Source organism: Chryseobacterium sp. IT-36CA2, from assembly GCF_949767875.1.
Taxonomy (GTDB): Bacteria; Bacteroidota; Bacteroidia; order Flavobacteriales; family Weeksellaceae; genus Chryseobacterium.
Genome location: NZ_CATKPG010000011.1, coordinates 1,052,376 through 1,078,042 on the forward strand (window position 1 = coordinate 1,052,376; position 25,667 = coordinate 1,078,042).

Sequence of the window (25,667 nt, forward strand, 5' to 3'; positions counted from 1 at the left end):
TTCAATAGGAGTGGGCTTTAGCCCACTTTTTTAATCCTCTGTAACAACAGCTTCCCGTTCACCATCTTCTTTCTTTCCTTCTTCTATCATGATTTCGGCTTCAGCTTTTTCTTCAGAAGTAGCCGTTTCTATAAGCTCTTCCTGTTCATCATTATGATGATCTATAAAAAACTCACAATATACAGGGAGGTGGTCTGAGCCAAAATTTTCCAATGTCTTCAGCTGTTTAATAAAAATATCTTCACTGTGAAACATCAGATCGATAGGAAACCTTAAAAGACGATATTTCGCATGAAAGGTGGAAACAAAAGAATGTCCTATTCTCGGATCTATCAGATGACTTGTTTTTCTGAAAAGTACAGATGATCTTGACCATGCAACATTATTGAAATCTCCCACTACAATAACAGGTTTTTTAATGTCTTTCACAGATTTGGCAGTACTTAGAAGATCGCCATCTCTTTCCTTTGATGTTTCTTCTTCCGTAGGACTTGGCGGTGGTGGATGCACCCCGAAGAAAACAAAAGAAAAACCATCAGCTGTTTTCATATGTACCTCAATACTCGGAATATCATCAGCAACGAAATAGTGAGTCTTTGCTTCTTTGATTTTAATTCTGGAATAGAAATGCATACCGTAGGTATTTTCAAGAGTCACTTTATGCTGGTAACTATATTCTTTTTCTAAAGGTCTCATAGCTTTTTCCCAGTCACCATTACTTTCCATAGTCATAAAAAAATCAGGATTGTACTTTTTAACAAGCCCAATGAATTTCTCATAATCTTTATTGAACTGATAGACATTAGCTGAAATAAAATGTAGTTTATCAGAAGATTTGTGACGCTGTTTGTGCTTCTTTACCGGATAGAAACGGGTGTACTTGATAAGAGTATGGCTATGATGAACAAACAAGACCAGCAAAACGCCCTGGTAATACCATAAGTATTCTTTAGAAGCGGTAAAAAAACCTAATAGAAAAGTGAAAAAGATGAGATAAGTAACCTGTATTTTAGCAAATTCCGGAACTCTGAATATCCAGTGAGAATGCTGTATTTTTGGTAGTATTGTCATGACCAGAAGAAGTATGGCCAAAGTCATATAAATAATCCACATATAAAAGCTCTGAAATAATTTTGATTACAATTTAAGAAAAATGATTTTTAAAATTTGTTAATCAATTTGAATTTTATTTTATCTATTTTTATTTATCTAAATCTATTTTATGAATAAAATTACGACACTATTTCTGCTGATCAGTATTTCGGCTTTCGGTCAGCAAAATAATGATATCGAAAAACCTATCAGGAGCTTATTCCTTGGCATGAAAAATTCAGATCCGGAACTGGTAAAATCAGTTTTTGCAGAAAATGCTGTTCTTCAGACCATCACTAAAGACGGTACTGTAAAAAGCGACAGCATACAGGAATTCATAGCTTCGGTTTCAAAATTTCCAAAAGGGGATTTGGATGAAAGGATTATAGTAGAAGCCGTTCATACAGATGGAAATCTTGCAAGCGTGTTCACGCCTTATTCTTTTTATTTAAAAGGGAAACTGTCCCATTGTGGGGCGAATAGTTTTCAACTGGTAAAGCAGAATAATGAATGGAAAATCCAGTATATTATTGATACGAGAAGAAAGGATAACTGTAAAGAAATACAATAATAAAATTAAGAAGTAGTTTAAAATTAAAAAAAATGAAGATCCATCATATTGCCATTATCTGTTCAGATTATGCCGTTTCAAAGAAGTTTTATACGGAAATTTTAGATCTCAATATCATCCGTGAAGTATACCGTGAAGAAAGACAATCCTATAAACTCGATCTGGCTATCGGGGATCATTACGTAATAGAATTATTCTCTTTCCCAGATCCTCCACAACGTCCGTCACGCCCTGAAGCATGTGGTTTAAGACATCTTGCTTTCTCAGTGGAAAATGTTACGGAAAAAAGAAATGAACTAATAGCAAAAGAATTAAGCTGTGAAGAAATCCGCATAGATGAGTTCACAGGAAAAGAATTTTTCTTTACCCAGGATCCTGACAAGCTGCCGTTAGAGTTTTATGAAATGTAAAAATTAGTGGGCGTAGCCTGCAAAGAAACTTACTGCCATAATCGCTAGAACAATAGAAGAAATGACTACATACACGTAGTCTTTTTCTTTTAAATAGCCTATTAAAGCAAAAACAATCCTCATCAGAGGCGTGAAAATCAACAAAAGAATACCCAGCTGAATAATGGCTGTACCTTCTCCTTTACACAGAGAATCCCAGAAATGTCCCCATACCTTTTCAGAAGAAGTGCCTACCACAAGGCTGGTATATTTTTCAGGCATTTTAAAACCCTCAAAAAATAACTTGACAAAACCAATCAGAGAGGTTGCTACAGACAAAATAACACCCAGTCTCAGAAGATTTCCTACGGAACGGTTCAGATCTACATCTGTAAAATTCTTTTTCATTATCTGAAGCTTTTGTTGATACCGTTATACATCATATATACCGAAAGAATGGTAATCACAATGGCAAAAAAGACTTTTAATTTTTTAGTTTTTGATACCATCAGCGTTTTTGAACCGATAAAACTTCCGATGACAACTCCTATCAATACCGGAGCTACAATTACCGGAATAATTTCTCCTCTCTGGAAATAGATCAGTGCACTGGCTACTGCCGTTACTCCAATCATGAAATTACTCGTAGTTGTAGATACTTTGAAAGGCAGTTTCATCATATTGTCCATTGCCAATACCTTCAATGCTCCAGAACCAATCCCTAGAAGACCAGACATGGCGCCGGCAAACATCATCATCAAGAATCCGGGAACTGTATTTCTTGCAGAATAGCTTTTCAAAATCCCTTTGTCCGGGAATGTTCCGTATAATTTAAGCTTCGCTTCCAGACTTCCTTTTATCAAAGGTTCCTGGTGATCCGGTTTACCCTTAAGATTTAAAATAACCGTTAAAAGAAGGATACTTGCGAAAATAATTCCGATCGTATTCGGGTTAAGCATCCCTGAAACCAGAGCGCCCACAATAGCTCCTGCTGTGGTGGCTATTTCGAGAAACATCCCGATTCTCATATTCGTAAAGCCTTCTTTTACGAAAGCTACGGCTGCACCGGATGAGGTTCCGATCACAGAAATGAGTGAAGCACCGATTGCATAATGCATTGGAACGCCAAAACCTAGCGTTAATAAAGGAATGATGATAACTCCTCCTCCTAAACCCGTCAATGAACCTAAAAGACCAGCGGAAATTGCGCCAAGGAAGAGTATGATGATTTCTGACATACTACAAATAATGATACAAATATAAAATAATTACTATTTTTTAACAAGTATTACGAAAATAATTTTTTATTCGCTTTTTATTTGTGTTTTTTATATTATTTATATGATTTTTACATAATATTATTAATTATTAAATAATATTATTGAATAATGTATATATAAGTTGATTTTTTTTATCATTAATTTTTGTAATTTATTAGGTTCTGAATAAAAAAATATTATTTTTATTTTTTTTGTAGTATTTTATAATTATTAGTAATTGTAAAAATAAACAAACAGGAAATCTGTTTTCCACATATTGAAAATCAAATTGTATGAATTCTTGCATCCCAGAGTTTTTGGGTATCTTTGCTGTGATCATTTTGTAGAAAAAAATACTAGTATGAAATTATTTTATGTCATCCTGGGTGCAACTCCCAAAGGAAGAAATATTGAACAGCACGACGTTTTCTTCGGAATTGCGGAGAATCTGAAAGATCTGATTCCGGATATGAAAGAGTTTTGGAAAGAAGCAGAAGGGAAAATTCACTTAGATTGTCATCAGGAAGTGAGATTTGCAGACGGATATAAGGTGGAGATTGTAGAAAAAGGAGAAAAATCTTCAGAAAACCAATTGTTTTTCCTCAATTTAGGAGGTTACAAGCCTGGTTTCTTCGAAGAATTTCATGAGCAGCACCTGATGGTAGGGCAGACAATGGGAGAAATTGTAAAAAGAGCAAGAGCTACAGAATTTTATCAGACAATGGGATTTGAAGGCGCTGTAAGCCATATTGATGATAAGCATGGAGTGGATATTGATGATATTTTCAATGTAAGTGATATTCTTCCTGCTTACATGAAAGAAAAATATTCTATCATTCTTCACAAATCGGAGGAAGAAAATCAGGAGAACCCGATGGGGCTTGGCTATTTAAAAATTGATAAAATTCAATAAGAAATAAATCTAATAAAAATAAAAAATGAAAATAGGAATTCTGGGAGGCGGACAGCTGGGAAGAATGCTGATACAAAGTGCACTGAAGTATGACGATGAGTTTTATACTCTGGATCCGGCTTCTGATGCACCGTGTCATAATATCTCGTATTTTACACAGGGAAATTTTAATGACTATGAAACAGTTTTGAACTTCGGAAAAGATAAAGATGTAGTAACCATTGAAATTGAACATGTAAATGCTGATGCATTGGCCGAACTTGAAAAACAGGGAATAAAAGTAGTTCCCAATGCCAATATCATCAAAACAATCCAGCAAAAAATCCTTCAGAAAGAATTTTATAAAGCTCATGATATTCCAAGCCCGGAATTTCAGGTAGTATGGAACAGTGAAGATAAAATCATCATGCCTTTGCCATTTGTTCAGAAAATGAATACAGGAGGCTATGACGGGAAAGGAGTACAGGTGATTAAAACGGAAGAAGACTATCAACACTTATGGACAGAAGCGTCTGTTATTGAAAGTATGGTAGATATTGAGAAAGAACTTTCTGTCATTGTAGCAAGAAATGAAAAAGGAGAAACCAATATTTTCCCGGTAACAGAAATGGTGGCCGATCCAAAGTTGAATCTTTTAGACTTCAATGTATGTCCGGTTCTTTTGACAGAAGATGTTCAGAACCAGATTGATTCTATTACAGAGAAATTCTTAGCTGTGGTGAATTCTCCGGGATTATTTGCTATCGAATTGTTCCTTGATAAAGAAGGAAAAATATGGGTGAATGAAACGGCTCCAAGGCTTCATAATTCAGGACACCAGAGTCAGGAAGGAAATACCAACTCACAATTTGAACAGATGTACCGTGTGGTTAAAAACTTACCTTTAGCAGATACTGATGCCATCACTTACAGCGGAATGCTGAATCTGGTAGGTGCAGAAGGATATGAAGGAAAAGTTGTATATGAAGGAATGGAAGATGTTCTTCAGCTTCCTGAAACCTATATTCATTTATACGGAAAAACAGAAACCAAGCCGGGAAGAAAAATGGGACACATCAATGTTCTTGCAGATTCCAGAGAAGAGCTTATGGAAAAGCTTGTCATGGTAAAAGGAATGGTAAGAGTGATTGCTGAGTAATATCAGTTTAAAATAAATAAAGAGAGCTGTTTTAATTTTAAAACAGCTCTCTTTTTACATTGTCCTAAGCAATTCAATAGGAACGGGCTGAAGCCCGACGCTAGTGATGATTTAACAAAAAATGATTATTTATACATCGGCAACCTTCAGCATCCCTCTTCCAGCTCCCTACCTTTTACTTAAAAATCTTCTGAATCACATTTCCAATTTCCACAAAATCCCCATGATTTCCTACAGAACGTATTTCCGGACTGTTTTTATCGTATTCTGAGAAAGGGAAGATGAGAAGATAGTTGTTATCATTCAGGTTCCTGTTCAGAAGCTCAGGAATCAGCCTCATTCTTGGAATATAAGATTTCATACCGCGTTTAGCCATCAGAATAATCAGGGCTTCATCATCTTTCAGCTGGGCAGCGGTTCTTTCGCCATCCTGCCAGGTATTCATGATAATAAATTCGGCTTCTATATTGGCTTTTTTAATGATTTTTTGTAAAATATCAAGAATATTTTCCGGGGCATAAAAAACAACAGTCGCACCGGAATTTCTGGCAATATTCCAGACTCTCAGCAATGCATGGAAGAATCCGGCTTCCTGATGAGCGTTTTCAGGAATCATCACCGCATATTTTTTTATGGTGGAAAGCGGTTGAGCCGCGTGATAAACCAGTACATTCACATCATCATTCTGCAGATAACCGTTATAAAGATTATACACAAAAGAAGGAGAGAATCCTTTTTCATCTTCCAGTCCTATGATGAGGTCTGTGATTTTCTGTTCTTTAATTACATTATTTACTCCATTGATGACATCATTGTCGTATCTTTTTAAGGCTTGTAGTTTAACATCTGCCGCTGCTGCTGCATCTGCTGCCTGATGGAGAAGTTTCTCTGCATTCTTTACTGAAGATTCATTTTTATCTTCATTGATCACATTTAGGGCGAAAAGATCCTCTGTGTTGGAGTGGGCTTTTATCAGAATTCCCAGATTCACCATTCTCTCCACAGTAGCCTCATGATTAATTGCCAATAGAATGTTTTCTTCTTCATGGGTATTTCCGGAAACGGTATCTTCATTGTCACTTTCAGCAATTTTCTGAGCACTTGCCATAGAAATGAAAGAGGAGATGGTACACGAAATCAGGATCAGTAAAATACTTCCGTTAAGAACATGTTCATTCAATAATCTTACTGGTTCTCCGGTTTCAGTTTCAGAAAGAATGATATTATATCCTACCATTACTGAAGCCAGTGTTGCTGCTGCCGAAGCAGAACTCAGCCCGAAAATCAGTTTTCCTTCCTCTTTGGTCAGCCTGAATGTTTTTTGAGTTGCCACAGCAGAAAGATACTTCCCTCCAATAGACGCCACGAGCATAATTCCGGCCACTTCCAGGGTTTCCCAGCTTTTGAAAAATACTTTAAAATCAATCAGCATTCCTACACTGATCAGGAAAAAGGGAATAAATATGGCATTTCCCACAAATTCTACTCTGTTCATCAAAGAAGACGTGTGAGGGATAAGTCTGTTTAAAGCTAATCCTGCAAAGAACGCCCCGATAATTGCTTCTACACCTGCCAGTTCAGCCAGCATAGCTGCCAGATAAATCATTACTAATACAAAAATATACTGTGAGATTTTATCATCTACTCTTTTGAAAAACCAACGTCCTATAATAGGGAAGACAATAAGTACAATCAAGGCAAAAACGACAAAAGAAACCGATAATTTAACCCAAAATTCAGTTCCTACATCACCTTGAGACATCCCCACAATCACAGCAAGTACCAATAAAGCAAGGATATCTGTGATCATGGTACCTCCAACAGTGATATTAACGGCTTTGTTTTTGGCGATTCCCAACTTGCTTACTAGTGGGTAAGCAATAAGTGTATGGGATGAAAAAAGACTAGCGAACAGTATAGATGTCAGCGTGGAGAAATGCAAAAGGTAGTAACCTCCCAAATAGCCTAAGACAAAAGGGACAATAAAGGTATAGAGCCCAAAGGTGAGACTTTTCCATTTGTTCTTTTTAAAATCTCCCATATCGATCTCAAGACCTGCCAGAAACATAATGTAAAGTAGTCCGGTAGTTCCCGTTACCACAATACTGCTGTCTCTGGATAGTACATTGAATCCGTTCGGGCCAATAATGGCACCAGCAATGATAAGTCCCAAAAGGTGCGGAACTTTAATTTTATTAAGCAGCAGTGGTGCTGCAAGGATGATAACCAGTACCAACAGGAACTTTAGTACCGGATCTTCTATAGGAAGACTCAGGTTGTGTATACTCAGTAAAATCATAAGTGTTTATTTTGTGGAACGTACTAATTCAACAGAGAACTTAGCGGTACAGCCATCCGAGGTGATGGTTCGTGTTCCTTTGATCTTGTTGTCCGAAATATCATTAAGAAGAACGCTCATTTCTACATTCTTTTTAGCTGTAGAATCGGTTTTGAAAGAAAGTCTGATCTCATTATTTTCAAACTTGCCTGTATACAACCTTACCAGATTATTGTTGTTGATGATTTTGGTAATAGGCTGGGTAGAATCATTGTCGAATTCCCAGAGGTCGGTACGTTGGTCACCTACTGCATATTCACTGCAGTTGGATTCTGTACAGATAACTTTTCCGTTCCAGGGGCCGGAAATCTCCGTTGGCCATGTTGCAATCACTACAGAATCTTTTTTGGCAAAAATACTGTCCCTCATTTTCAGAAGCGACTGATATTCGGATTCTTTCTTCGCGAATACTTTCTCTTTCTCCAGTAATTGTTTCTCTCTGTCTGTCAGGTTCTTTTCTTTCTCTTTGTAATCACAGCTTATAAGCAGGAGAGAAGCGGTCAGAAATAAAAAAAATGTGTTTTTCAGCATATTGTATCGGTTGGAGTATACAATATAAGGAAAATGAAGGAAATACAAAACCCTACAGAAGCGTATCTGATTTTAATTATATTTAATAAGTTAAAAAACAGCCGGATAGATTAGGTAAGATTATTGATATTATTTTTATAGTAAAATTGAATATAATGAAAACTATTTTTTTCTCTTTTTTATTTTTCGGAAGCCTGCTTTATGCTCAAAAAGGACTTTCCAACCAAGATCAATTACCTTCCATTGATCTTTGGATGAAAATTCCGGATGGTCCCGGACCTGGAGGTGAAAACATGGTTTCTCCAAAAGGTTCTCTTACGAATATCGGTAGACCGAAGCTTATCATTCATCAACCCCAAAACCCTAACGGAATAGCTATTCTTGTTATCAGTGGCGGTGGGTATGCCCACATTGAATCCGGGTCGGAAGGATATCCTGCCAGTGAATGGCTGAAGTCTTTGGGGATTACAGCATTTGAGCTTCAATACAGACTGCCGGAAGAAGGCTGGGCAACAAGATCAGTTCCTTTTCAGGATGCTCAACGCGCTTTACGGATTATTAGAAAGGATGCCGGAAAATACAAAATAGATCCTGATAAAATAGGAGTACTCGGATTTTCTGCTGGCGGACATCTTGCAGGATATATTTCATCTACATTCAATACGATCTATTATCCTCCTCAAGATGATATTGATTTGATTTCTGCCCAACCTAACTTTATGGCAATGATCTACCCTGTAGTATCTATGCTGCCTCCTAACAATAAGACTCATTCATTTAAATCCTTATTAGGAAAGAATTCTGATACTAAGGATCAGATCAGGCTTTCTGTTGAAAAACAGGTGAATGCCCAAACTCCCATTACTTTTCTGGCTCAGTCTGAAGACGATCCTATTTCTCCTGTCGAAAATAGTATTCTGATGTATCAGGCGTTGAAAGACCATAAAATTCCTGCCGAACTGCATTTACTTCAATCAGGAGGGCACGGCTGGGGGCTCGGCAAAAAAGGAACTAATACTGGAGAATGGACGGATCTGTTTTTAAAATGGTTAAAAGTGAATGGGATTTATAATAGCGATCAGTGATTTTATTGAAAGTCTTAATGCGTTTTTTTGCCCACGGATGACACAGATTAGCACAGATTTTTTTTTAATCTTAAATAATTTTGTGAGCTTTTCAAAAATTCATATAATACCTTTAAAAGCACAAGGATTTACAAACTTTTGTGTCTTTTGTGGTTAAAAAATGTCTATTATTCAACCCTTTGTCTTTTAAACATCTCCGGTTTGTAATTGATAATAAAAACTCCACAAATGATCATTACAGCAGCAAGAATGAATTTAGATGTCACTTTCTCATCCATAATCAGCCAGCCCAGAAATATGGCAATAATGGTATTGATGTACGCAAGGATAGAAACCTGAACCGGGGAAATTTTTGTCAGTGCATAATGGAAAGCAAAAAAAGCTGCTACAGATCCGAAAACAGCGAGATAAATCATTGCAGAAATACTTTTAAGAGTCCAGTTTCCAAAGTTGTAATTTTCGGAAAACAGAAAAGCAAAAATAACCTGAACTACTCCTGCAAACAAGAACTGATAGAACAGGTTCAATGTTATATTTCCGCTCTGGATATTTAATTTTTTAGTGAAAATAGTTCCGGAAGCCCAGCCTGCGATAGCACAGAAAAGGAAGATCATTCCCATTCTGTAATCTGGGTTGGCAAGATCTTTAAGTCCATCCCAAAAAATAAAAAGAATCCCGCCGAAGCAGAGCAGAACACCACTAAGTGCCCGCAAACTAAATTTTTGCAGTCCTACAGCCACACTTCCCAAAAAAACGAGAATAGGAGAGCAGGCACTGATGAGTGAAGCTAAGCTGCTCGAAACGGTTTCTTCAGCCACAGTCGTCATACCATTAGCAACTACCAGCATCAGGGAAGCAAAAATAACCTGGTAACCTAAGCTTTTCCAGCCAATCCACTTGAATTCTTTTCTGGAAAGAAGAACAACAAGCATAATCATAGAAGCCAGAAATTGTCGGATTCCGGCTACAAACCATGCAGGAATGGTTTCCACAGCAACACGAATTGCTAAAAAAGTCGTTCCCCAAACAATGGCAACGGTAAAAACAGCAAAAATAAGTTTATAATCTTTCAACGTCAATAAATAGTGTAACAAACAAATGTAGAGGTTTTAAAATAATTCTGATGGGTACAGTTGTTCCAATTTTTGATGATACAGATTGGGGGATGGGTTGCTAGCTGTTTATTGAATGGTTGCTGTTTAGTATATTTGATAGTATTTAAAAGAACTTCCAGCTTACTTCCTCCAACTTCCAGCTTTGCATTTTATTTTTTATCTTTGAACATCTAATAAAAATTGAAGATGGTAGGAATTATTATGGGCAGTCAGAGTGATCTGCCGATCATGGAACAGGCTGCAAATTTTCTTAAAAGCCTTGATATCCCTTACGAATTAACTGTAGTTTCAGCGCACAGAACACCGGAAAGAATGTTCGATTATGCAAAGACTGCTCAGGAAAGAGGTTTGAAGGTAATTGTAGCAGGCGCAGGTGGAGCAGCCCATCTTCCGGGAATGGTGGCAAGCTGTACGACACTTCCGGTAATTGGAGTTCCTATTTTGTCCAGTAATTCTATAGACGGATGGGATTCTGTTTTATCTATTCTTCAGATGCCTGGAGGAATTCCTGTTGCTACCGTAGCTTTGAACGGAGCTTTGAATGCTGGGATCTTAGCCGCAAAAATTTTAGGAAGTGGTAATGAAGAAGTAGCTGCAAAACTTCAGAAATACCAGGATTCTTTAAAAGATAAGGTGTTGGGAACTGTAGATGAAATCAAAGCGCAGCACCCTAATCATTTTGACAAATAGTTTATTTTTACACTCAAAATAAAAGCCTCACTTTTCAGCGAGGCTTCTTTGTTTTATTTTTTAATGAATTTTGAAGAGATAATATTTTCTTTCATCATAAGTTGTAAAGTGTAATTGCCTTTTGGTAAATAGCTTACATTGATCATATCTTTATTTGGATTTCCTTCTTTTACAAGCCTTCCGCTGGCATCATAAATTTTATAACTTTTAATATCAGTTAATCCTTCAATGTGAATATCATCCACAGCAGGGTTAGGATAAAGTGAGATCTTTTTAGTCAATTTTAAATCTGATAAAGACAACAAGCAGTTTCCTACTGTATCCCCATTGATGAACCAGCCTTTATTGATCAGAATATCTCTTTTGTCTGACACGTTTGAAGCATATTTTAATCCTGTTACAGAACCTAATGAAATGTTGTTGGCTGTATTGGGGTTGTCTGCCCACCCCTGAAGTGTTTTGCTGTAATTTTCACAATTAAGACCTGATAAAGTTATTGCTCCATTTCCATCAATAACAGAAGCTAAGTTCCAATTTCCCAGGGGTTGATTAAAGCTTGAAGCACTATTAAGGATTTGATCTATTTTCTCTGCTTTAGTCATATCCCAATTTAAAGGTTGGTTAAAGGCTGTACAGCCATGAAAAATATGAGCCATATTTGTAACCTTGGACGTATTCCAGTTGAGCTGTTGATTGAAAACAGGGATCATATGAAACATAAAGTGCATGTCTTCAAGATTCGAAGTATCCCAGTTGTCCAGACGCTGATTGAAGCTTGCGCACTGGCCAAACATCCAGCTCATATCTGCTACTTTTGAAACATCCCAGCTATTAAGGGTTTGGTTAAAAACAATTCTGTTTCCAAACATATAGCTGAGGTTTGTAGCTGATGACATATTCCAGGTATCGAAATAAGGCGGATTAAACTGATCTGTCAGTGTAGATGGTGTAACATCAAATAAAAGTGAAAACATAAAACTAAAATCCTTGATTTTCGAAGTATCCCAATTTTGCATGGAGCTGGCCCCTTTAAAGCTGGTTGTTCCATAAAACATAAAAGAAGCATCTTCAACATTATTAAGTTTTGGGCTGTCTGTTGCGGTAAGAAGCATGAGTTTGCAAAGGCTAAATGCACTATTCATTGTTGCCCATGAAATATTTCCCCATTGCTCTATTTCTACTATTTTATCTGCACTTCCATTGAGCTGCCAGATAGGAAAGAGTTGCTCAGGAAGCGTAAGAATCTGTGGTGTTGCGAATTTTATCTGTTTGAAAATGCCATTTCCATTACTTACTTTTACTCTGTATTTAGCATTATTCCCATCTGCCAGTGATGTACCAAAATCAATAAAGACTTGTTTTGTGGAAGTGACATCGGTAAGCGAACCATTGTGCTGGGGATAGCCTACTTCCTCCCAATAAATGTCATAATTGTCACCAATTCCGGGAAACCATATTTGCTGAGGTGTAGCCTGATACGGAGCATCTACGGTTAATGTCGGTATTATCGTAGATGAAGGTTTCCAAATCGTAATAAACTCATCCTGAGCGTTTACAATGATAACCAACAGAAGAAAGATAAGAGATTGGATTTTTTTTAAAATCATGATTATAGTTTATGGTGTTAGTTTTTAATGTAAAAATAGAAAAATGTTTATATTTTTAATTATATTTCTATTTTATTGCATAAATATAATGAAATTTTAAAATATTGATAATGTTATTCGTTGTTATTTTGAATATTCTTATTTTGATAAAAAAAACTCTCCAAAATGGAGAGTTTAATTTATTCCTGAAGCATATTGTCACGTGTATTTTTTTGGACTGCGATAGCTCCGAATAGAGCGAGCAAAAATGCAAAAGCATAAAACCCCTTTTCGCTTGGAAGGATAGTGGCATTCCAAAGTCCGATAGCTAGTAATACAATAGATGATAATGTTGCAAACCAGCAGATCCCATAATAAATATCTGTTACCTGAATATTTTCTAACCTGTCTCGTACTGCTTTCTGTAGAGAGACAACGGCAAATAAGCCATAAAGAAGAATAGTGAAATAATATCCCTTTTCATTCAGCAGCATTTCAGCTCTTGCAAGACCCACAATGAAACCAATCATTCCTGCGCCCAATGCTACCCATGATGCAGCGACGAATGCATTCGATACTCTTTGTTTTTTCATAGATTAATGTTTTATTTTAAGAGAGCTAAGATATTCATTTTTTATAAACAGAGCTCTAAAAGAGGGGAAATATGGGCAAAATACGGAATGTGTCATACCTCTGCATAAAAAAATCCCACTATCTTAGAAATAATGGGATTTTATCATATTTTATTTAAATCTTAGTATCTGTAGTATTCAGGCTTGAATGGCCCTTTTACATCTACTCCGATATATTCAGCCTGCTCAGGAGAAAGAGTTTCAAGCTCAACGCTTAATTTCTTAAGGTGTAAAGCCGCTACTTTTTCGTCCAAGTGCTTAGGAAGCATATATACTTCATTTCCATAAGCAGCAGAGTTGTTCCATAATTCGATCTGAGCCAAAGTCTGGTTAGAGAAAGAGTTAGACATTACGAAACTTGGATGACCTGTAGCACATCCTAAGTTTACTAATCTTCCTTCTGCAAGGATGATCACTTCTTTTCCTTCAATAGTGTAGATGTCAACCTGAGGCTTCACTTCAGATTTAGTCTGACCATAGTTCTTATTTAACCAAGCCATATCGATTTCATTATCGAAGTGACCAATGTTACAAACGATCGCTTTATCTTTCATCTTAAGGAAGTGTTCTCCTCTTACGATGTTGAAGTTACCTGTTGTAGTGATGATGATATCAGCATTATCTACCACAGTATCTAATCTTTTTACTTCGTAACCGTCCATTGCAGCCTGAAGTGCACAGATTGGGTCAATTTCCGTAACAGTAACGATAGATCCAGCTCCTCTGAATGAAGCAGCAGTCCCTTTTCCTACGTCTCCGTATCCGCAAACTACCACTCTTTTTCCTGCCAACATTACGTCTGTAGCTCTTCTTACTGCATCTACAGCAGATTCTTTACATCCATATTTGTTGTCGAATTTAGATTTAGTAACTGAATCGTTTACATTGATTGCAGGCATCACTAAAGTTCCGTTCTTCATTCTTTCGTATAATCTGTGTACTCCTGTAGTAGTTTCTTCAGAAAGTCCTTTGATATCTTTTGTGAATTCAGGGTATTTGTCAAAAACCATATTTGTCAAATCCCCACCATCATCCAAAATCATGTTTAACGGCTTTCTGTCTTCACCAAAGAATAAAGTCTGCTCAATACACCAGTCAAATTCCTCTTCATTTAAACCTTTCCAAGCATAAACCGGAATTCCCGCAGCAGCAATAGCAGCAGCAGCGTGGTCTTGTGTAGAGAAAATATTACAAGATGACCAGGTAACTTCAGCTCCTAAAGCTACCAAAGTCTCGATAAGCACAGCCGTTTGGATCGTCATGTGAAGACATCCGGCGATTCTTGCTCCTTTCAGTGGCTGAGATGGTCCGTACTCTTCACGGATAGACATCAAACCTGGCATTTCTGCCTCTGCAAGAGTAATTTCTTTTCTACCCCATTCTGCAAGGGAGATATCCTTAACTTTATAAGGAACGTATTGTGTTGTAGTACTCATATGTAATGAATAGTTTTTAAATTCAATTGATAACGAAAGGCAAAATTACGATTAATAATTAAGATATAAAAACGGCACATCAAGTTCAGTTTTATGAGATTAAACATGAATTAATATTATTTAGTCTTAATATAAATAATTAATTTTAGCAGATAAAAAAATATATTATGAACCATACTCATACAGAAAAGAAAATCAAACCTGTTGCTCCAAAAGTACAGGAGCTAATCAATGCATCCAAAAGTATTATTTTAGCTACAGTAGATGCTGAAGGTAACCCAAATTCCAGTTATGCTCCTTTTGTACAGGTAGATCAGACTTTTTATATTCTGGTGTCTTTCATGGCAAAGCATACTAAAAATCTTGCTGACGGAAGAAAAACATCCATTATGTTTATTGAAGATGAATCAGCTACCAAACAAATCTATGCCCGCGAACGTCTTACTATTGAAGCAGCAGCTTCACAGATTGAAAGAGATTCTGAAGTATGGAATACTGTAGTGGCTCAACTTAAAGAAACTTATGGTAAAGTAGTAGATGTGATTTCTGAAATGGGAGATTTTATTTTAATTGCATTGCAGCCTGTAAAAGGATCCTATGTGAACGGATTTGGAAGCGCTTATTTTGTAGATGCTAATCTTGAAATTGTAGAGCATAGAAATGATGTGAACCATCAGTCTAAATAGATAGGCTGGGAGCTGGAAGAAGGATGCTGGAAGTTTGTAAAGATTAATTTATTCTTATAACGAATCGTAACTTCCATCCTCCAGCTCCCATCTTCCTGCTTTTTGGAAATGGTTTCTTTTTAGTACTTTTGTCCAATAAAAAAAGAATGCCCCTTTACAGAGATTTTTCAGATGATAATGCCACAATTTTGGTTTGGAAGTACGATGAAAGTGAAGAACTTGACATCAACCAACTTCTGGAGCCAGAAAATGCTGAAAAGGTGAAAGATTATCATCCTAAAAAATTGCTGGAAGTCCTGATGGTTCGTAAGCTCCTGAAAGGATTAAAGCCTAATTCTAAAATTTTATATAAAGAAAGAGAACCTTTTCTTTCACCCAATGATGCGGAAATTTCTATTACGCATTCTTTTCCCTTTGCTGCCATTGCTATTTCTAAAAATAAAATAGGCATTGATGTCGAAAAATTCAATCCTAAGATTTTAAGGGTCATTGATAAGTTCACTTATGAAAATGAGCGTGGATTCATTCCTGAAGACAAAGCGGATACTTTTTATACTATTATATGGAGTGTAAAAGAAAGTATGTACAAAATCCATCATTCTAAATACTGGTCTTTAAAGAAAAATTATGAAGTAAAGCCTTTTGAACTGAAGCATCTTCATAAAATAAGCTGCCGAGTATATGATGATGAGTTCTCTGATGAATTCAAAGCCAGAGTAGAATTTTTCGATTATTACTGCTTTACGATTGTGGAGGAGTAGGATCTGTTTCGTTTCTGTACTTTTCGATCACTTTTCTCTGTTCTTTAGCTACGTCATAGATCAGCTCCAGAATATCGTGGATGTTTTTAAGTTCCGTTAAGTGGGATACTTTATCAGGGTCTCTTCTGTCAACAATGTCGTTTTCCTCAATTTCGGTTTTTCTTTTCATAAGCAAATCTTCAATGGAGGAATCTTCCGGCTCAAGACGGCTTTCCATTTTCAAGGTTTCGTTGATGTCATTCCCATTGAGAAGGGTAGAGGTTTGCTGCATTTCTGCTTCAATCTTTCTGCTCCAGCTTTCAGCATCTATCTCAGGATACTGCTCATTACTTTTTGAATATTGAGATAAAGAAGCGGTATATGCCGTAATCAGATGTGATGTTGCCACAAATTGATGTACAACTTCCAGTTTTTTCTGCTGATTTTTAGGATCCGAAATCATTCTCTGAAAATTATCGGAAAGGTTGGCTAAAGAAATGATCGCATTTTTTCGCTTTACTTTATAATCTTCAAGGTCAAAATTTCCCTGCAGGAATTTGGAAATTACACTCTGAAAGTAGATGAGGTTGTCTGCTGCAGACTTTTTCATCAGATCCAGATTTTGGGTGTGCTCCCAAACGGGCAATACAATATAAGATACTGCAAAAGCAATAATTCCGGCAATGGCGGTATCAAAGATTCTGTCTTTAAAAATGATATTGACTTTCCCAGGATTTAAAAAATTAAAACTCAGGAAAACATAGATCGTCATAAATAGTACGGCCCAGAAATATCGTCCCTTCAGAAAACTAAAGCACATAATCATACTGATCAGCAAAATAGCAAATAAAACCCCGTTGATATGTACAAAATGCAGAATGGCATAAGCAATACTTGCCCCTGCAATGGTTCCATAGAGACGGAGAAGGTTTCTCTGTTTTGTAATGGAATAAGCCGGTTTTAAAATGGCTGTGATGGTAATTAATATCCAATAGGTGTGCCCCAGTCCCAGAAAATCGAACATAGAGAAAACATATCCCAAAAGCAATGCTGTTGTAATTCTTATAGCATGACGGAAATGGGAAGAGGATAATGAGATGTTATTCCTTAAAACCTTAGCATTAAGTTTAGGTTCATTAGGCATGAATTTTTTAAGGTCTAATCCTGTGGATAAACTTTTTGCCAGTTTGATATTTTGTGAAAATACTTTATAAATCTCGTTGATTTCTTTGGTGATTTCATAGATGCGCATCAGGATCTGGCGGAGGATCATGAAATTTTCCAGATTATCAGAAGAGAGCTGCTTGTTTCTGAGTTCGAAATAATTGTAATTAAGATTCTTTAATTCCACTTCCAGATTAGCCATAGGCTTTGCCCGGGTACCGCTTTGGAGTGCAATCCCGATATTGGTGATCTCTTCTGCCAAAAGATTGAGATAATCATGAATATTCACAAGGATCATACTGTCCTCAAAGCTCTGTTGTAACTTTTGATAGTCACTTTCAGAAGTCATCAGCTTTTCATGAAGGTCCATAGAATTAAGGAACATCAGCATCAACAAACGACTGGTTGTCGTAGATTCATTGACAATGGTTCTTGTTTTAAAAACGGTTTCTCTGGTGTCTTCCTGAAGATTTTTTATTTCAATCTGCTTCGCAATAACCTGAGTGGTCAGCTTATTAAAATCCGGATTTTTCTGATAATAACTGGCTTTAATCTTTAAAAACTCAGCCAGCTGAAGGTAATTTTCTCCAATCATCTGGCTTGCCAGTTTATATGGACGAATGGTTGTTACAATAAGAAATATGAGCAAAAACCATATACAGCCACAAGCAAAGATCAACAGACTTTTAAAGATATTACTTCCCGTAAGATGCCCGTCAATAAAGATGGCCAGTACAACAAGCGATAGCGAACCTACAGCTGCCAATCTTTGACCGTAAACGCCAATCAGAGAGAAAAACATCCCAAAGACAATGATTTCAGCAAGAACCAATACTTTGAAATTCATGACAAGGCTTGCAATGAGGGCTACAAATACAAAACAGCAGATGGCAAAAGTAAGGGCATTTCTTCTTCTGATGAAAGGACCAGGCTGATCTGTAAGTGCTACGAAGCTGGTTCCCAGCGGGAAAAGGAAATATTCCTTCAAAATCCCAAAGTGGGCGAGGACTAAACAAGGCAGAACAGTAGCTAATGTAATTCTGATGGCAGAATATACATACTGACTGGTTACAAATTTTTTTAATTCCGCCGAATAGTTCATATTACAAAAATAGCTATTGAATTTAAGAAAATCGCCATAAAAAAGAGACTTTTGTAAACTTAATATTATATTTCTTTTAAAGCGTATAAAAAGAAATTGATGATGACTATTGACCATTCACAAAAAAAGCCTCATTACAATTGTATGAGGCTTTTTTTATATAGCTGTTGCTTTTATTAACGATCGTTGTTGGATGTTTCTTCTCCAATGTTCCAGGTAAGACCGAAACGAAGAGTGTTATCCAATGCACTGTTGATTTTAGACATATTGATCAGGTAAGAAAGATCCAGTCCGAAAGAACGGTATTTTAAGCCAATACCGGCTGTTGCAAACTGTCTTGCTCCCTGCTCTTCACTTTCATGGAAGTAACCTCCTCTTACAGAAAAAGCATTGTCATATGAATATTCCAGAGCACCACTATACATGATACTGTTTTTATTTTTGAAAGATTTTCCGATACCAGCCATTGGCCCTACGTTCGGAATCTGATAAATAGGCTGTCTTGTATTAGGGTCTATTCCTGCATACTCAGATCCAGGCACCAAAAGTTTTGAACCTTCTACAGAAATTCCTACTCTGTTCATATCATCCAGGTACATATCATATCCAACCCCTAATCTTGCCATAGTAGGAAGATAAGATCTTGATTCTTCATTTCCTGTATAATCCAGTTTCGGACCTAAGTTCTGAATAGCTAAACCAGCATTTACTTTACCATCATATCCACCAATACTGGAGAATCTTGGAGAGGTATAGTATCCTGAAACGTCTACTGCGAAACTGTTTGCCGCTTTAAGTGTAGTATCTGTGTTGAATCCTCCGGCTAAGTCTGAACGGATAAATCTACCGGTAACAGCACCAGAGAATGAATCAGAAAGCTTCAAGGCGTAAGCAACGTCAATGGAGAATTCGTTTGGTTTGGATGTACCCATTGATGCAATTTCTGTACCTACCAGCTGAGTCAGGTCTACCTGTCCCATGTTGAAATAATAGATACTTGCAGAGATTGTAGATCTTTCTTCCTGCCCTAAAAACTTATGGAACGAAGCATATAATAAGAATACATCATTGGTAAGTTTTCCCATGTAAGGCGTATAGTTAAGACCTACGGAAGAACTTGTCCTGCTGAAAGGATATTTAGCCGCATTCCAGAATTGTGAAAATGCATCCGGAGAGGTTACCACCCCTTGGTCTCCCATACCTCCCGATCTCGCGTCAGGTGCAATTCTTAGGAAAGGAGCTCCGGTAAGAACTGGGTTTACTTTACCTAAATCTTGCGAATAGCCTAAAAAACCAGCACTCAAACCAAATCCTAAAAGCAGTTTAGTAGTTAAATTCATATGTTGTCTTTTATATATTATCAGTTTTTTGTTAATATTATTGTCTATGTATTATTTAATTATTTCAAAAGTACCATTTTTTCTACAGCTGTAGCACTTCCTTTGCATTTTTCTTGATTTTGACTTTTTGCAAATATCTTAAAAATATATGTACCTTTTGCTACTGTAGCACCAAAATCATCTCTTCCGTCCCATTCTATTGCCTGACGAGGCGTTCTAAAGCCCTGTAGGAACGGTTCTGCTACCACCGGCTGTGATAAAGTTCTTACCAATCTTCCAGTTATTGTATAAATTTGTACGTTCACATCCAGAATATCATCACAATTGTGTTCAAACTGAATATAAGTTTTATTTGTAAATGGATTTGGCCAGTTCAACGGACGGTTAATCGTCAGGTGTTGGTCAGACTCATCCTTAACTTCAAAGTTTAACGTAGCAGATGTAGAATTATTGTTTATGTCCCAAACTTTAAATGATAATTGGTGTTGACCCACCGCCAAATTTCTGAATGGATAGGCTACATTTCCTTTCTGGAAGTCAGCAAGGCTAGGGCTTAAACATCCGTTTCCTTCACCTGGTGCATAATAGTCATTCAGTACAACAGTATTGATAATCTGCCCGTCCAGATATACTGTAATATCGTGACCTACCCCGGATCCTGTAGAGTTGATTCCTGTGTCATCTGTAAGACAGGCAAGAAGCATAGGATTCTGGTTCGTAATTCCACCATCCGCAAAGTTGGTGTTATTCATATACAGTTTTACTTTTGGAGGCTGATTGTCATTAATTCCGTTAGGGTTGATATCACCTACCTGTACAGCCTGATTATTGAAAACGTCTGTTGCCTTGTTATCTGCGTAAGCTAAAATTCTTCCCTGACCTACAGCATAATTGATATCTTTAGGAACATAGAATTCAGCTGTAAATACTCCATTTACAGCAGTTCCGGCAGCTTTCACAATAGCACTTCCTTCTTCGGTATAATCTAACACAGGAGATAATGCACCACTATTATTTAATGTTTTCTTATTTAATCTCTTATCAAAAATATTGATACTTACTCTTCCATTGAAGGTGTTGTTCAGCGTTCCGTTCGGATTATTGATGTGTCCTTTTATCTTTACGAAATCCAAACCTCTTATCAGTCCCGGAACCGGAGTTTCAATTAGATCAATGGTAAGAAGCCTTTGTGGTCTGCTTAGTTTCATGGCAGGATCACCCAGAAAGTTTACCTTTAAATGGTTGTTATTCGGGCCTTTTTGTTTTTTTGCAATTAAATGAGCGTTTCCTAACGTGTTAAAGTCGTCGCTGGTTAGCTTAAATATATTTTGAGTAAGTGTATTGGTGAAATCACGTCCATAATCTACACCAATTGCACGGCTGGAAGTAATCATTGTAGATGCACCTCCCTGTTTCATTTTGATAAACTGTTCCCCCACAGAGTTGGTTGAAGGTTCGTCCCATAATGTGAATTCACACGTAATGGTAGAAACGAATGGGAATCTGCTGTATACATTGGAGAAGTTATTAGCATTCTGAACCTCAGAGCTTGTTAATACTCTTTCCTGCGCCCAGCCGTTGATTCCACCATGTCCGAAATAGAATAAATATAAACTGTTCCCGATTGCATTGGAAATAGCCTGATTTACCTGTGGATATCTTCGCCCTCCGGATGTACTCTGAGCGGTAAAAGCATCCATATATAGTTTTTTAACATTGTATTCTTTCAGCTCAGTCTGGCCAGGTTGTTCAAATATATTAGCCAGAGAAGTGTTCATTACATTGTGAAAAGGGCTTCCTCCTTCATTATTATCATCCACTACGAAGTCTAGTCTCATACGCCAGTCTCCAAACGGGCTCGATTGTCCCTGAAGAGAGTTATAATAAGCCAATGTCTTATTGATCATATCTCCGGCTTCACTTACATTGGCAGCAGGGATTCTTCCCACCGGCAGATCCGGTAAATTGTTTTCAATTAATAATGTTGTTTGTGGCTTTGTCATTACAATATAATCATCCGTTACAAATGATGATACATAATCTGAAGACTGCTCACTCTGGTAGCTGGAAACAACGTTGGAATTATTCGGAACTCTGTTCTTATAATCAAATGATGCATCTCCCAGAATAAATACATACTGAAGTCTCCCCATAGGAGTATTCAGTTTGCTGACAAAATCTCTTATCGCTGTAAGGTCTTTACTTCCACTGCCGTATTCTTCATAGATCTTATTAATGTCTACAATCTCTACCTTATAATTATGATTGGTTTGATGGTAGCTGGCAATTCTCTGTGCCTGACCCATCATTTCAGGGACGGTAAGGATCAGATAATCTATATTTTGTATAGCAGAAAGATTCTGATTGGAAATTCTACTTACAAACTGTGGTGAGTAAGCTGCATCCGCACGGAAAGCTACAAATTCGTTATTGAAATTCTGATCAGCAGCTGTATAAGCAAAGTTGAATGAGCCTGCTCCGGCTTTATTCACTCTTCTGTTTGCATTGGTAATATCTGTTACATCCCATACTTGCTCTACATTAGTTGCGTTGGTAATGCTGAAACCATAGTCTGTATTGCTTCCACTAACAATAGAATAATCTCTGAAGTTCATTTGAGAACCATTGAAAGCAAGATTTTCTTTGTACTGAACTTCTACATAATCAAAATAGAAAGTTCCGTTAGGGTTTTTGGAAATATCCGGGTTCAGAACCATTGTAAACTGATTCCCGGTAAGGTTGGTAAGAGTACCATTAAAGATTACAGGGTAGAAGTTGTACTGGTAGGTTGAAGTATCAGTAGGAATAATTTGCAGAGGATTCGGAGTTAAATTATTGATCTTAAAACCAATAGAATTTTGTTGTGCTTTATAAGCTACTACTTTTGTTCTGTATCGTACAACATCATTGGCCTGAATAGGTGAATTGGTAGTAAGCGTTATTGTTTTTTCATTGGTGAAAGGTGCGTCTTCTACCCATGTTCTACCTACTTTTAGCAGGTTTTTCTGATCCTTGTTGATCACCTGATAGTTGTCATATCTTGTAATCAGCTGGGCAGGAAGATTTCCGTCAACTGTTGGAATTCTTTTTCCGGCACCCTTGTCAAAATTGATATAGTAATAAGAGAAATCCTCATATATATTTTTGACGTTATTGCTTCTTTCTTCATTGAATCGCGTGTCATTTCTTTTAAAACCGTTTCCGTTGGAGCTGTCATAAAGGTTGTATCCATCCGGGCCCTGAGCATAGAACAGAGCATAATCATTGTCATTCCATACACCATCATCTTCACCTACTACCTGAATAGCATTTTCCTGTAAAGCCCCATATCTCGCATCCTGGTTGAACTCAGGAAGCATTATTCCTCCGTTTCCATAAATCCTGAAATTCTTAGGGTTTACAGATCCAGGATTGATTCCGTTATCTTTTAAAAACTGTGATGTAATTTTGAATACCCCGGATTTATCTACTTTTATTTTGTAGAAGTTTCCGCTTGATAAAGGATTGGCGGTAGTTCCTATCTTATTAACAGTTCCTGTCGTATTTACAAATGAAGCTGCTTCTGTAACATTAAATGAAGATAACCTCTGAACACGGCCTTTTACATTTTTAAATAAAGCAATACTAATGCTGGCATAGGTATCACCATCTAAATTATAATAGGAAACATCTGCCACATCATAATCCGGAAGTCTGCCTTTGTCCAGTTCAAATAAATCCTGATTGGAAACGCTTTCCCAGACAAGATCTGAAATTTTCAGTTGCTTTTCTCCGATTTTTTGCTTGGTTACTATAAAAACATTATTTTGGCTGAAAGAAAAACCTTCATTTTTAAAATTGGGAAGATTTAATTTTGTGTCACCAAAATCCTGAATTTTGGAACCATTCCATTCAATGGTGTTTCTTTGGGCGTAAAGTGTTGATGCAAAAGCGATTAAAGATAAAAGCGTAATTTTTCGTCTCATGTTTACTATTGAAATTGCTAAATTACAAAATAAATGAAAATTTTAGAATTAAATTGTGATACAATAAAATTAATTTGTTAACGTTTTTCAAAAAAATCAAATGTTTACTTGATTTATTGAATAATTTATTTTTTCTTTGTACTTTGAAAATATTTATATCGACTATGAAAAAACTAAAGTTGTTTTCATTAATAGCATTAAGTTCTACACTTGCATTAACCAGCTGTGGCGGATCAGGAACCAGCAAAGGTGGCGGTACCAAAAAATTTGTCAGTAAAACGGGTTGGAAACCAAACGAAAAACAAGGTTGGTTTTTTGCAGGAAAGCAACAAAAGCAGAAGGGGTGGCCTGGAATGGTATATGTAGAAGGTGGAACTTTTACAATGGGATTAGTGAAAGATGATGTTATGCACGATTGGAATAACACACCGCGCAGAATGCAGGTAAGTTCATTCTTTATCGGAGAAACAGAAATTACTAACTACGAATACCGTGAATACCTTACATGGTTGAAGTATGTATTTCCACCAAGTGATCCTAGTTTTAAGGAAATCTATAACGGTGCTTTACCGGATACCTTATTATGGGACAACAAATTAGCAAGAAACGATTATAACGAAACGTATTTGCGTTCTCCGGAATTCGATTACTATCCTGTTGTAGGGGTTTCCTGGACTCAGGCAAACAGATACTGTGAATGGCTGTCAGACAGAGCGAATGAAAAAGCTTTGATGCAGGCTGGTATTATTGCTAAAGATTTGTATATCAATGAATCCAACAACCAAGGAGGTACTGCATTCAACATGGATAAATTCAAATCGAATGATCCTGAAATGCAAGGATATATTAATGAGAAAAGAATGCAGCAAAAAACTGGTATGAAAACTACAAACCAGAGATTGCTTGCAGCTAACAGAGCTCCAAATTCTGCAATGGTACAGAAGTTCAGACTTCCTACTGAAGTAGAATGGGAATATGCAGCTCTTGGAATGGCTAAAACCAGAGAATACAACCAATACTTAGGTAAAAAACCTGAAATCGAAAGATTAAGAGGTACTAAAGGAAGAGACAGAGGAATGTTCCTTGAAAACTTCAAAATGGGTAAAGGTGACTATTCTGGTATCGCTGGATGGAAAAATGACGGATCAGCTCAAACGTCTGACGTAAGACAATATCCATCTAATGATCTTGGTGTTTATGGTATGTATGGTAACGTTGCAGAATGGACTGCTGATGTTTACAGACCCATCATTGATGAAGATTACAACGATTTCAACTACTATAGAGGAAATATGCCTCAGGCGATCGTAAGAAACGGAGACGGTACTTACAAAATGATCGACGAAGGAACTATCAAGTATGATACTTTGGCTGATGGAAGATTAGTTTACAAAGGACTTCCTGGACAATTCGAAAGACAGACTATCGCTGACTACAGAAACTACAGAGACGGTGACAAACAATCTTCTTTAGAATATTACAGAGCTTCTGATTCTGCTTCCGGATTTGATATGTATAACGGTCCTAAGACAAGCTTTGTTGTAGATGGAGCAGGTAGAGTAAAGTTACAGAAAGATACTAAAGATAGAACTTCAGGAATCTCTAACGAGGTGAGAGTAGTAAAAGGTGGTTCTTGGCAGGATACAGCTTATTGGCTGGATCCGGGACAAAGAAGATATAAAAATCAAAACAGAGCTTATGGTTGGGTAGGATTCCGTGTTGCACAGGATGCTAGAACTAACGATAAGAGTAGAACTAGAAGATAATATTTATCAAAAAATACTTATAAAAAACCTTCCGAACTTTCGGAAGGTTTTTTTATTTTTGACTTATGAAATCGCTTTGGCTAAAAAGTCTAAAATACCCGTATGGATTTGGTGATTGCATGTAACTTC

21 protein-coding genes are annotated in these 25,667 nt (G+C 36.8%); 9 read left to right on the forward strand and 12 right to left on the reverse strand.

From position 1 onward, the window contains the following. Positions 1–30: 30 nt before the first annotated feature. The gene (locus ACM6F9_RS05575) at positions 31–1,071 is read right to left on the reverse strand and encodes an endonuclease/exonuclease/phosphatase family protein (protein ID WP_414844776.1); all 1,041 of its coding nucleotides are present in this window, start codon (positions 1,069–1,071) and stop codon (positions 31–33) included. Between the two features lie 151 nt (positions 1,072–1,222). On the opposite strand from ACM6F9_RS05575, the gene ACM6F9_RS05580 reads away from it, so the two are divergent. Next, entirely contained in the window at positions 1,223–1,663 is a 441-nt protein-coding gene (locus ACM6F9_RS05580; RefSeq protein ID WP_414844777.1) for a nuclear transport factor 2 family protein, read from the forward strand. Between the two features lie 32 nt (positions 1,664–1,695). Then, positions 1,696–2,073 (forward strand): VOC family protein, encoded by a 378-nt coding sequence (locus ACM6F9_RS05585; protein ID WP_414844778.1) that lies wholly within the window; start codon positions 1,696–1,698, stop codon positions 2,071–2,073. 3 nt (positions 2,074–2,076) lie between these two features. Here the strand turns inward: ACM6F9_RS05585 and ACM6F9_RS05590 are convergent, their stop codons facing one another. Further along, positions 2,077–2,460 carry a DUF1634 domain-containing protein gene (locus ACM6F9_RS05590; protein WP_076597405.1) on the reverse strand — a complete coding sequence of 128 codons (384 nt, stop codon included), beginning with the start codon at positions 2,458–2,460 and terminating at the stop codon, positions 2,077–2,079. Beyond that, positions 2,460–3,290 carry a sulfite exporter TauE/SafE family protein gene (locus tag ACM6F9_RS05595; protein ID WP_414844779.1) on the reverse strand — a complete coding sequence of 277 codons (831 nt, stop codon included), beginning with the start codon at positions 3,288–3,290 and terminating at the stop codon, positions 2,460–2,462. Before ACM6F9_RS05595 ends, ACM6F9_RS05590 begins: the two co-directional genes overlap by 1 nt. Before the next feature lie 382 nt (positions 3,291–3,672). Between ACM6F9_RS05595 and ACM6F9_RS05600 the strand changes: the two genes are divergently transcribed. Then, positions 3,673–4,224, forward strand: coding sequence for a DUF1543 domain-containing protein (locus ACM6F9_RS05600; RefSeq protein ID WP_414844780.1), 552 nt, complete (start codon positions 3,673–3,675; stop codon positions 4,222–4,224). 25 nt (positions 4,225–4,249) lie between these two features. Then, entirely contained in the window at positions 4,250–5,362 is a 1,113-nt protein-coding gene (locus tag ACM6F9_RS05605; RefSeq protein ID WP_414844781.1) for a 5-(carboxyamino)imidazole ribonucleotide synthase, read from the forward strand. 175 nt (positions 5,363–5,537) lie between these two features. Here the strand turns inward: ACM6F9_RS05605 and ACM6F9_RS05610 are convergent, their stop codons facing one another. Together ACM6F9_RS05610 and ACM6F9_RS05615 are read right to left on the reverse strand one after the other, a co-directional pair. Beyond that, the gene (locus ACM6F9_RS05610) at positions 5,538–7,661 is read right to left on the reverse strand and encodes a cation:proton antiporter (protein ID WP_414844782.1); all 2,124 of its coding nucleotides are present in this window, start codon (positions 7,659–7,661) and stop codon (positions 5,538–5,540) included. A gap of 6 nt (positions 7,662–7,667) precedes the next feature. Then, complete coding sequence (locus ACM6F9_RS05615; RefSeq protein ID WP_414844783.1) at positions 7,668–8,231, reverse strand: hypothetical protein; 564 nt, start codon at positions 8,229–8,231, stop codon at positions 7,668–7,670. Between the two features lie 155 nt (positions 8,232–8,386). On the opposite strand from ACM6F9_RS05615, the gene ACM6F9_RS05620 reads away from it, so the two are divergent. Then, complete coding sequence (locus tag ACM6F9_RS05620; RefSeq protein WP_414844784.1) at positions 8,387–9,316, forward strand: alpha/beta hydrolase; 930 nt, start codon at positions 8,387–8,389, stop codon at positions 9,314–9,316. 167 nt (positions 9,317–9,483) lie between these two features. On the opposite strand, the gene ACM6F9_RS05625 is transcribed toward ACM6F9_RS05620, so the two are convergent. Beyond that, the gene (locus tag ACM6F9_RS05625) at positions 9,484–10,389 is read right to left on the reverse strand and encodes a DMT family transporter (RefSeq protein WP_414845104.1); all 906 of its coding nucleotides are present in this window, start codon (positions 10,387–10,389) and stop codon (positions 9,484–9,486) included. A 228-nt stretch (positions 10,390–10,617) separates the two neighbouring features. Here ACM6F9_RS05625 and purE point away from each other — a divergent pair, with 228 nt between their 5' ends. Beyond that, the gene (gene purE, locus ACM6F9_RS05630) at positions 10,618–11,121 is read left to right on the forward strand and encodes a 5-(carboxyamino)imidazole ribonucleotide mutase (protein WP_414844785.1); all 504 of its coding nucleotides are present in this window, start codon (positions 10,618–10,620) and stop codon (positions 11,119–11,121) included. Positions 11,122–11,174: 53 nt separating this feature from the next. Here the strand turns inward: purE and ACM6F9_RS05635 are convergent, their stop codons facing one another. The 3 genes from ACM6F9_RS05635 to ahcY form a co-directional block, all read right to left on the reverse strand. Beyond that, on the reverse strand, positions 11,175–12,728 hold the full coding sequence (locus ACM6F9_RS05635; RefSeq protein WP_414844786.1) for a BspA family leucine-rich repeat surface protein: 1,554 nt from the start codon (positions 12,726–12,728) through the stop codon (positions 11,175–11,177). 179 nt (positions 12,729–12,907) lie between these two features. After that, positions 12,908–13,300 (reverse strand): inner membrane protein YiaA, encoded by a 393-nt coding sequence (gene yiaA / locus ACM6F9_RS05640; RefSeq protein WP_034699887.1) that lies wholly within the window; start codon positions 13,298–13,300, stop codon positions 12,908–12,910. A gap of 161 nt (positions 13,301–13,461) precedes the next feature. After that, positions 13,462–14,775, reverse strand: a complete 1,314-nt coding sequence (gene ahcY, locus ACM6F9_RS05645) for an adenosylhomocysteinase (RefSeq protein WP_047378461.1) — start codon at positions 14,773–14,775, stop codon at positions 13,462–13,464. Between the two features lie 167 nt (positions 14,776–14,942). Here ahcY and ACM6F9_RS05650 point away from each other — a divergent pair, with 167 nt between their 5' ends. Both ACM6F9_RS05650 and ACM6F9_RS05655 read left to right on the forward strand, forming a co-directional pair. After that, entirely contained in the window at positions 14,943–15,461 is a 519-nt protein-coding gene (locus ACM6F9_RS05650; RefSeq protein WP_414844787.1) for a pyridoxamine 5'-phosphate oxidase family protein, read from the forward strand. 146 nt (positions 15,462–15,607) lie between these two features. Continuing rightward, a complete protein-coding gene (locus ACM6F9_RS05655; RefSeq protein ID WP_414844788.1) occupies positions 15,608–16,222 on the forward strand; it encodes a 4'-phosphopantetheinyl transferase family protein in 615 nt (204 codons plus the stop codon). On the opposite strand, the gene ACM6F9_RS05660 is transcribed toward ACM6F9_RS05655, so the two are convergent. The 3 genes from ACM6F9_RS05660 to porU all read right to left on the reverse strand — a co-directional run bounded on the left by ACM6F9_RS05660 (position 16,203) and on the right by porU (position 23,772). Then, the gene (locus ACM6F9_RS05660) at positions 16,203–18,467 is read right to left on the reverse strand and encodes an FUSC family membrane protein (protein WP_414844789.1); all 2,265 of its coding nucleotides are present in this window, start codon (positions 18,465–18,467) and stop codon (positions 16,203–16,205) included. The genes ACM6F9_RS05655 and ACM6F9_RS05660 overlap by 20 nt on opposite strands. 176 nt (positions 18,468–18,643) lie before the next feature. Further along, entirely contained in the window at positions 18,644–19,807 is a 1,164-nt protein-coding gene (gene porV, locus ACM6F9_RS05665) for a type IX secretion system outer membrane channel protein PorV (protein WP_105703306.1), read from the reverse strand. Positions 19,808–19,866: 59 nt separating this feature from the next. After that, the gene (porU, locus tag ACM6F9_RS05670) at positions 19,867–23,772 is read right to left on the reverse strand and encodes a type IX secretion system sortase PorU (protein ID WP_414844790.1); all 3,906 of its coding nucleotides are present in this window, start codon (positions 23,770–23,772) and stop codon (positions 19,867–19,869) included. Between the two features lie 164 nt (positions 23,773–23,936). On the opposite strand from porU, the gene gldJ reads away from it, so the two are divergent. After that, entirely contained in the window at positions 23,937–25,538 is a 1,602-nt protein-coding gene (gene gldJ / locus ACM6F9_RS05675) for a gliding motility lipoprotein GldJ (RefSeq protein ID WP_414844791.1), read from the forward strand. Positions 25,539–25,667 lie beyond the last annotated feature (129 nt).

Excerpts from the sequence above, each read along its gene's own strand:
- ACM6F9_RS05575 (WP_414844776.1), bottom strand. The coding sequence starts at position 1,071 with ATGACAATACTACCAAAAATACAGCATTCTCACTGGATATTCAGAGTT.
- ACM6F9_RS05580 (WP_414844777.1), top strand. The coding sequence starts at position 1,223 with ATGAATAAAATTACGACACTATTTCTGCTGATCAGTATTTCGGCTTTC.
- ACM6F9_RS05585 (WP_414844778.1), top strand. The coding sequence starts at position 1,696 with ATGAAGATCCATCATATTGCCATTATCTGTTCAGATTATGCCGTTTCA.
- ACM6F9_RS05590 (WP_076597405.1), bottom strand. The coding sequence starts at position 2,460 with ATGAAAAAGAATTTTACAGATGTAGATCTGAACCGTTCCGTAGGAAAT.
- ACM6F9_RS05595 (WP_414844779.1), bottom strand. The coding sequence starts at position 3,290 with ATGTCAGAAATCATCATACTCTTCCTTGGCGCAATTTCCGCTGGTCTT.
- ACM6F9_RS05600 (WP_414844780.1), top strand. The coding sequence starts at position 3,673 with ATGAAATTATTTTATGTCATCCTGGGTGCAACTCCCAAAGGAAGAAAT.
- ACM6F9_RS05605 (WP_414844781.1), top strand. The coding sequence starts at position 4,250 with ATGAAAATAGGAATTCTGGGAGGCGGACAGCTGGGAAGAATGCTGATA.
- ACM6F9_RS05610 (WP_414844782.1), bottom strand. The coding sequence starts at position 7,661 with ATGATTTTACTGAGTATACACAACCTGAGTCTTCCTATAGAAGATCCG.
- ACM6F9_RS05615 (WP_414844783.1), bottom strand. The coding sequence starts at position 8,231 with ATGCTGAAAAACACATTTTTTTTATTTCTGACCGCTTCTCTCCTGCTT.
- ACM6F9_RS05620 (WP_414844784.1), top strand. The coding sequence starts at position 8,387 with ATGAAAACTATTTTTTTCTCTTTTTTATTTTTCGGAAGCCTGCTTTAT.
- purE (WP_414844785.1), top strand. The coding sequence starts at position 10,618 with ATGGTAGGAATTATTATGGGCAGTCAGAGTGATCTGCCGATCATGGAA.
- ACM6F9_RS05635 (WP_414844786.1), bottom strand. The coding sequence starts at position 12,728 with ATGATTTTAAAAAAAATCCAATCTCTTATCTTTCTTCTGTTGGTTATC.
- yiaA (WP_034699887.1), bottom strand. The coding sequence starts at position 13,300 with ATGAAAAAACAAAGAGTATCGAATGCATTCGTCGCTGCATCATGGGTA.
- ahcY (WP_047378461.1), bottom strand. The coding sequence starts at position 14,775 with ATGAGTACTACAACACAATACGTTCCTTATAAAGTTAAGGATATCTCC.
- ACM6F9_RS05650 (WP_414844787.1), top strand. The coding sequence starts at position 14,943 with ATGAACCATACTCATACAGAAAAGAAAATCAAACCTGTTGCTCCAAAA.
- ACM6F9_RS05655 (WP_414844788.1), top strand. The coding sequence starts at position 15,608 with ATGCCCCTTTACAGAGATTTTTCAGATGATAATGCCACAATTTTGGTT.
- ACM6F9_RS05660 (WP_414844789.1), bottom strand. The coding sequence starts at position 18,467 with ATGAACTATTCGGCGGAATTAAAAAAATTTGTAACCAGTCAGTATGTA.
- porV (WP_105703306.1), bottom strand. The coding sequence starts at position 19,807 with ATGAATTTAACTACTAAACTGCTTTTAGGATTTGGTTTGAGTGCTGGT.
- porU (WP_414844790.1), bottom strand. The coding sequence starts at position 23,772 with ATGAGACGAAAAATTACGCTTTTATCTTTAATCGCTTTTGCATCAACA.
- gldJ (WP_414844791.1), top strand. The coding sequence starts at position 23,937 with ATGAAAAAACTAAAGTTGTTTTCATTAATAGCATTAAGTTCTACACTT.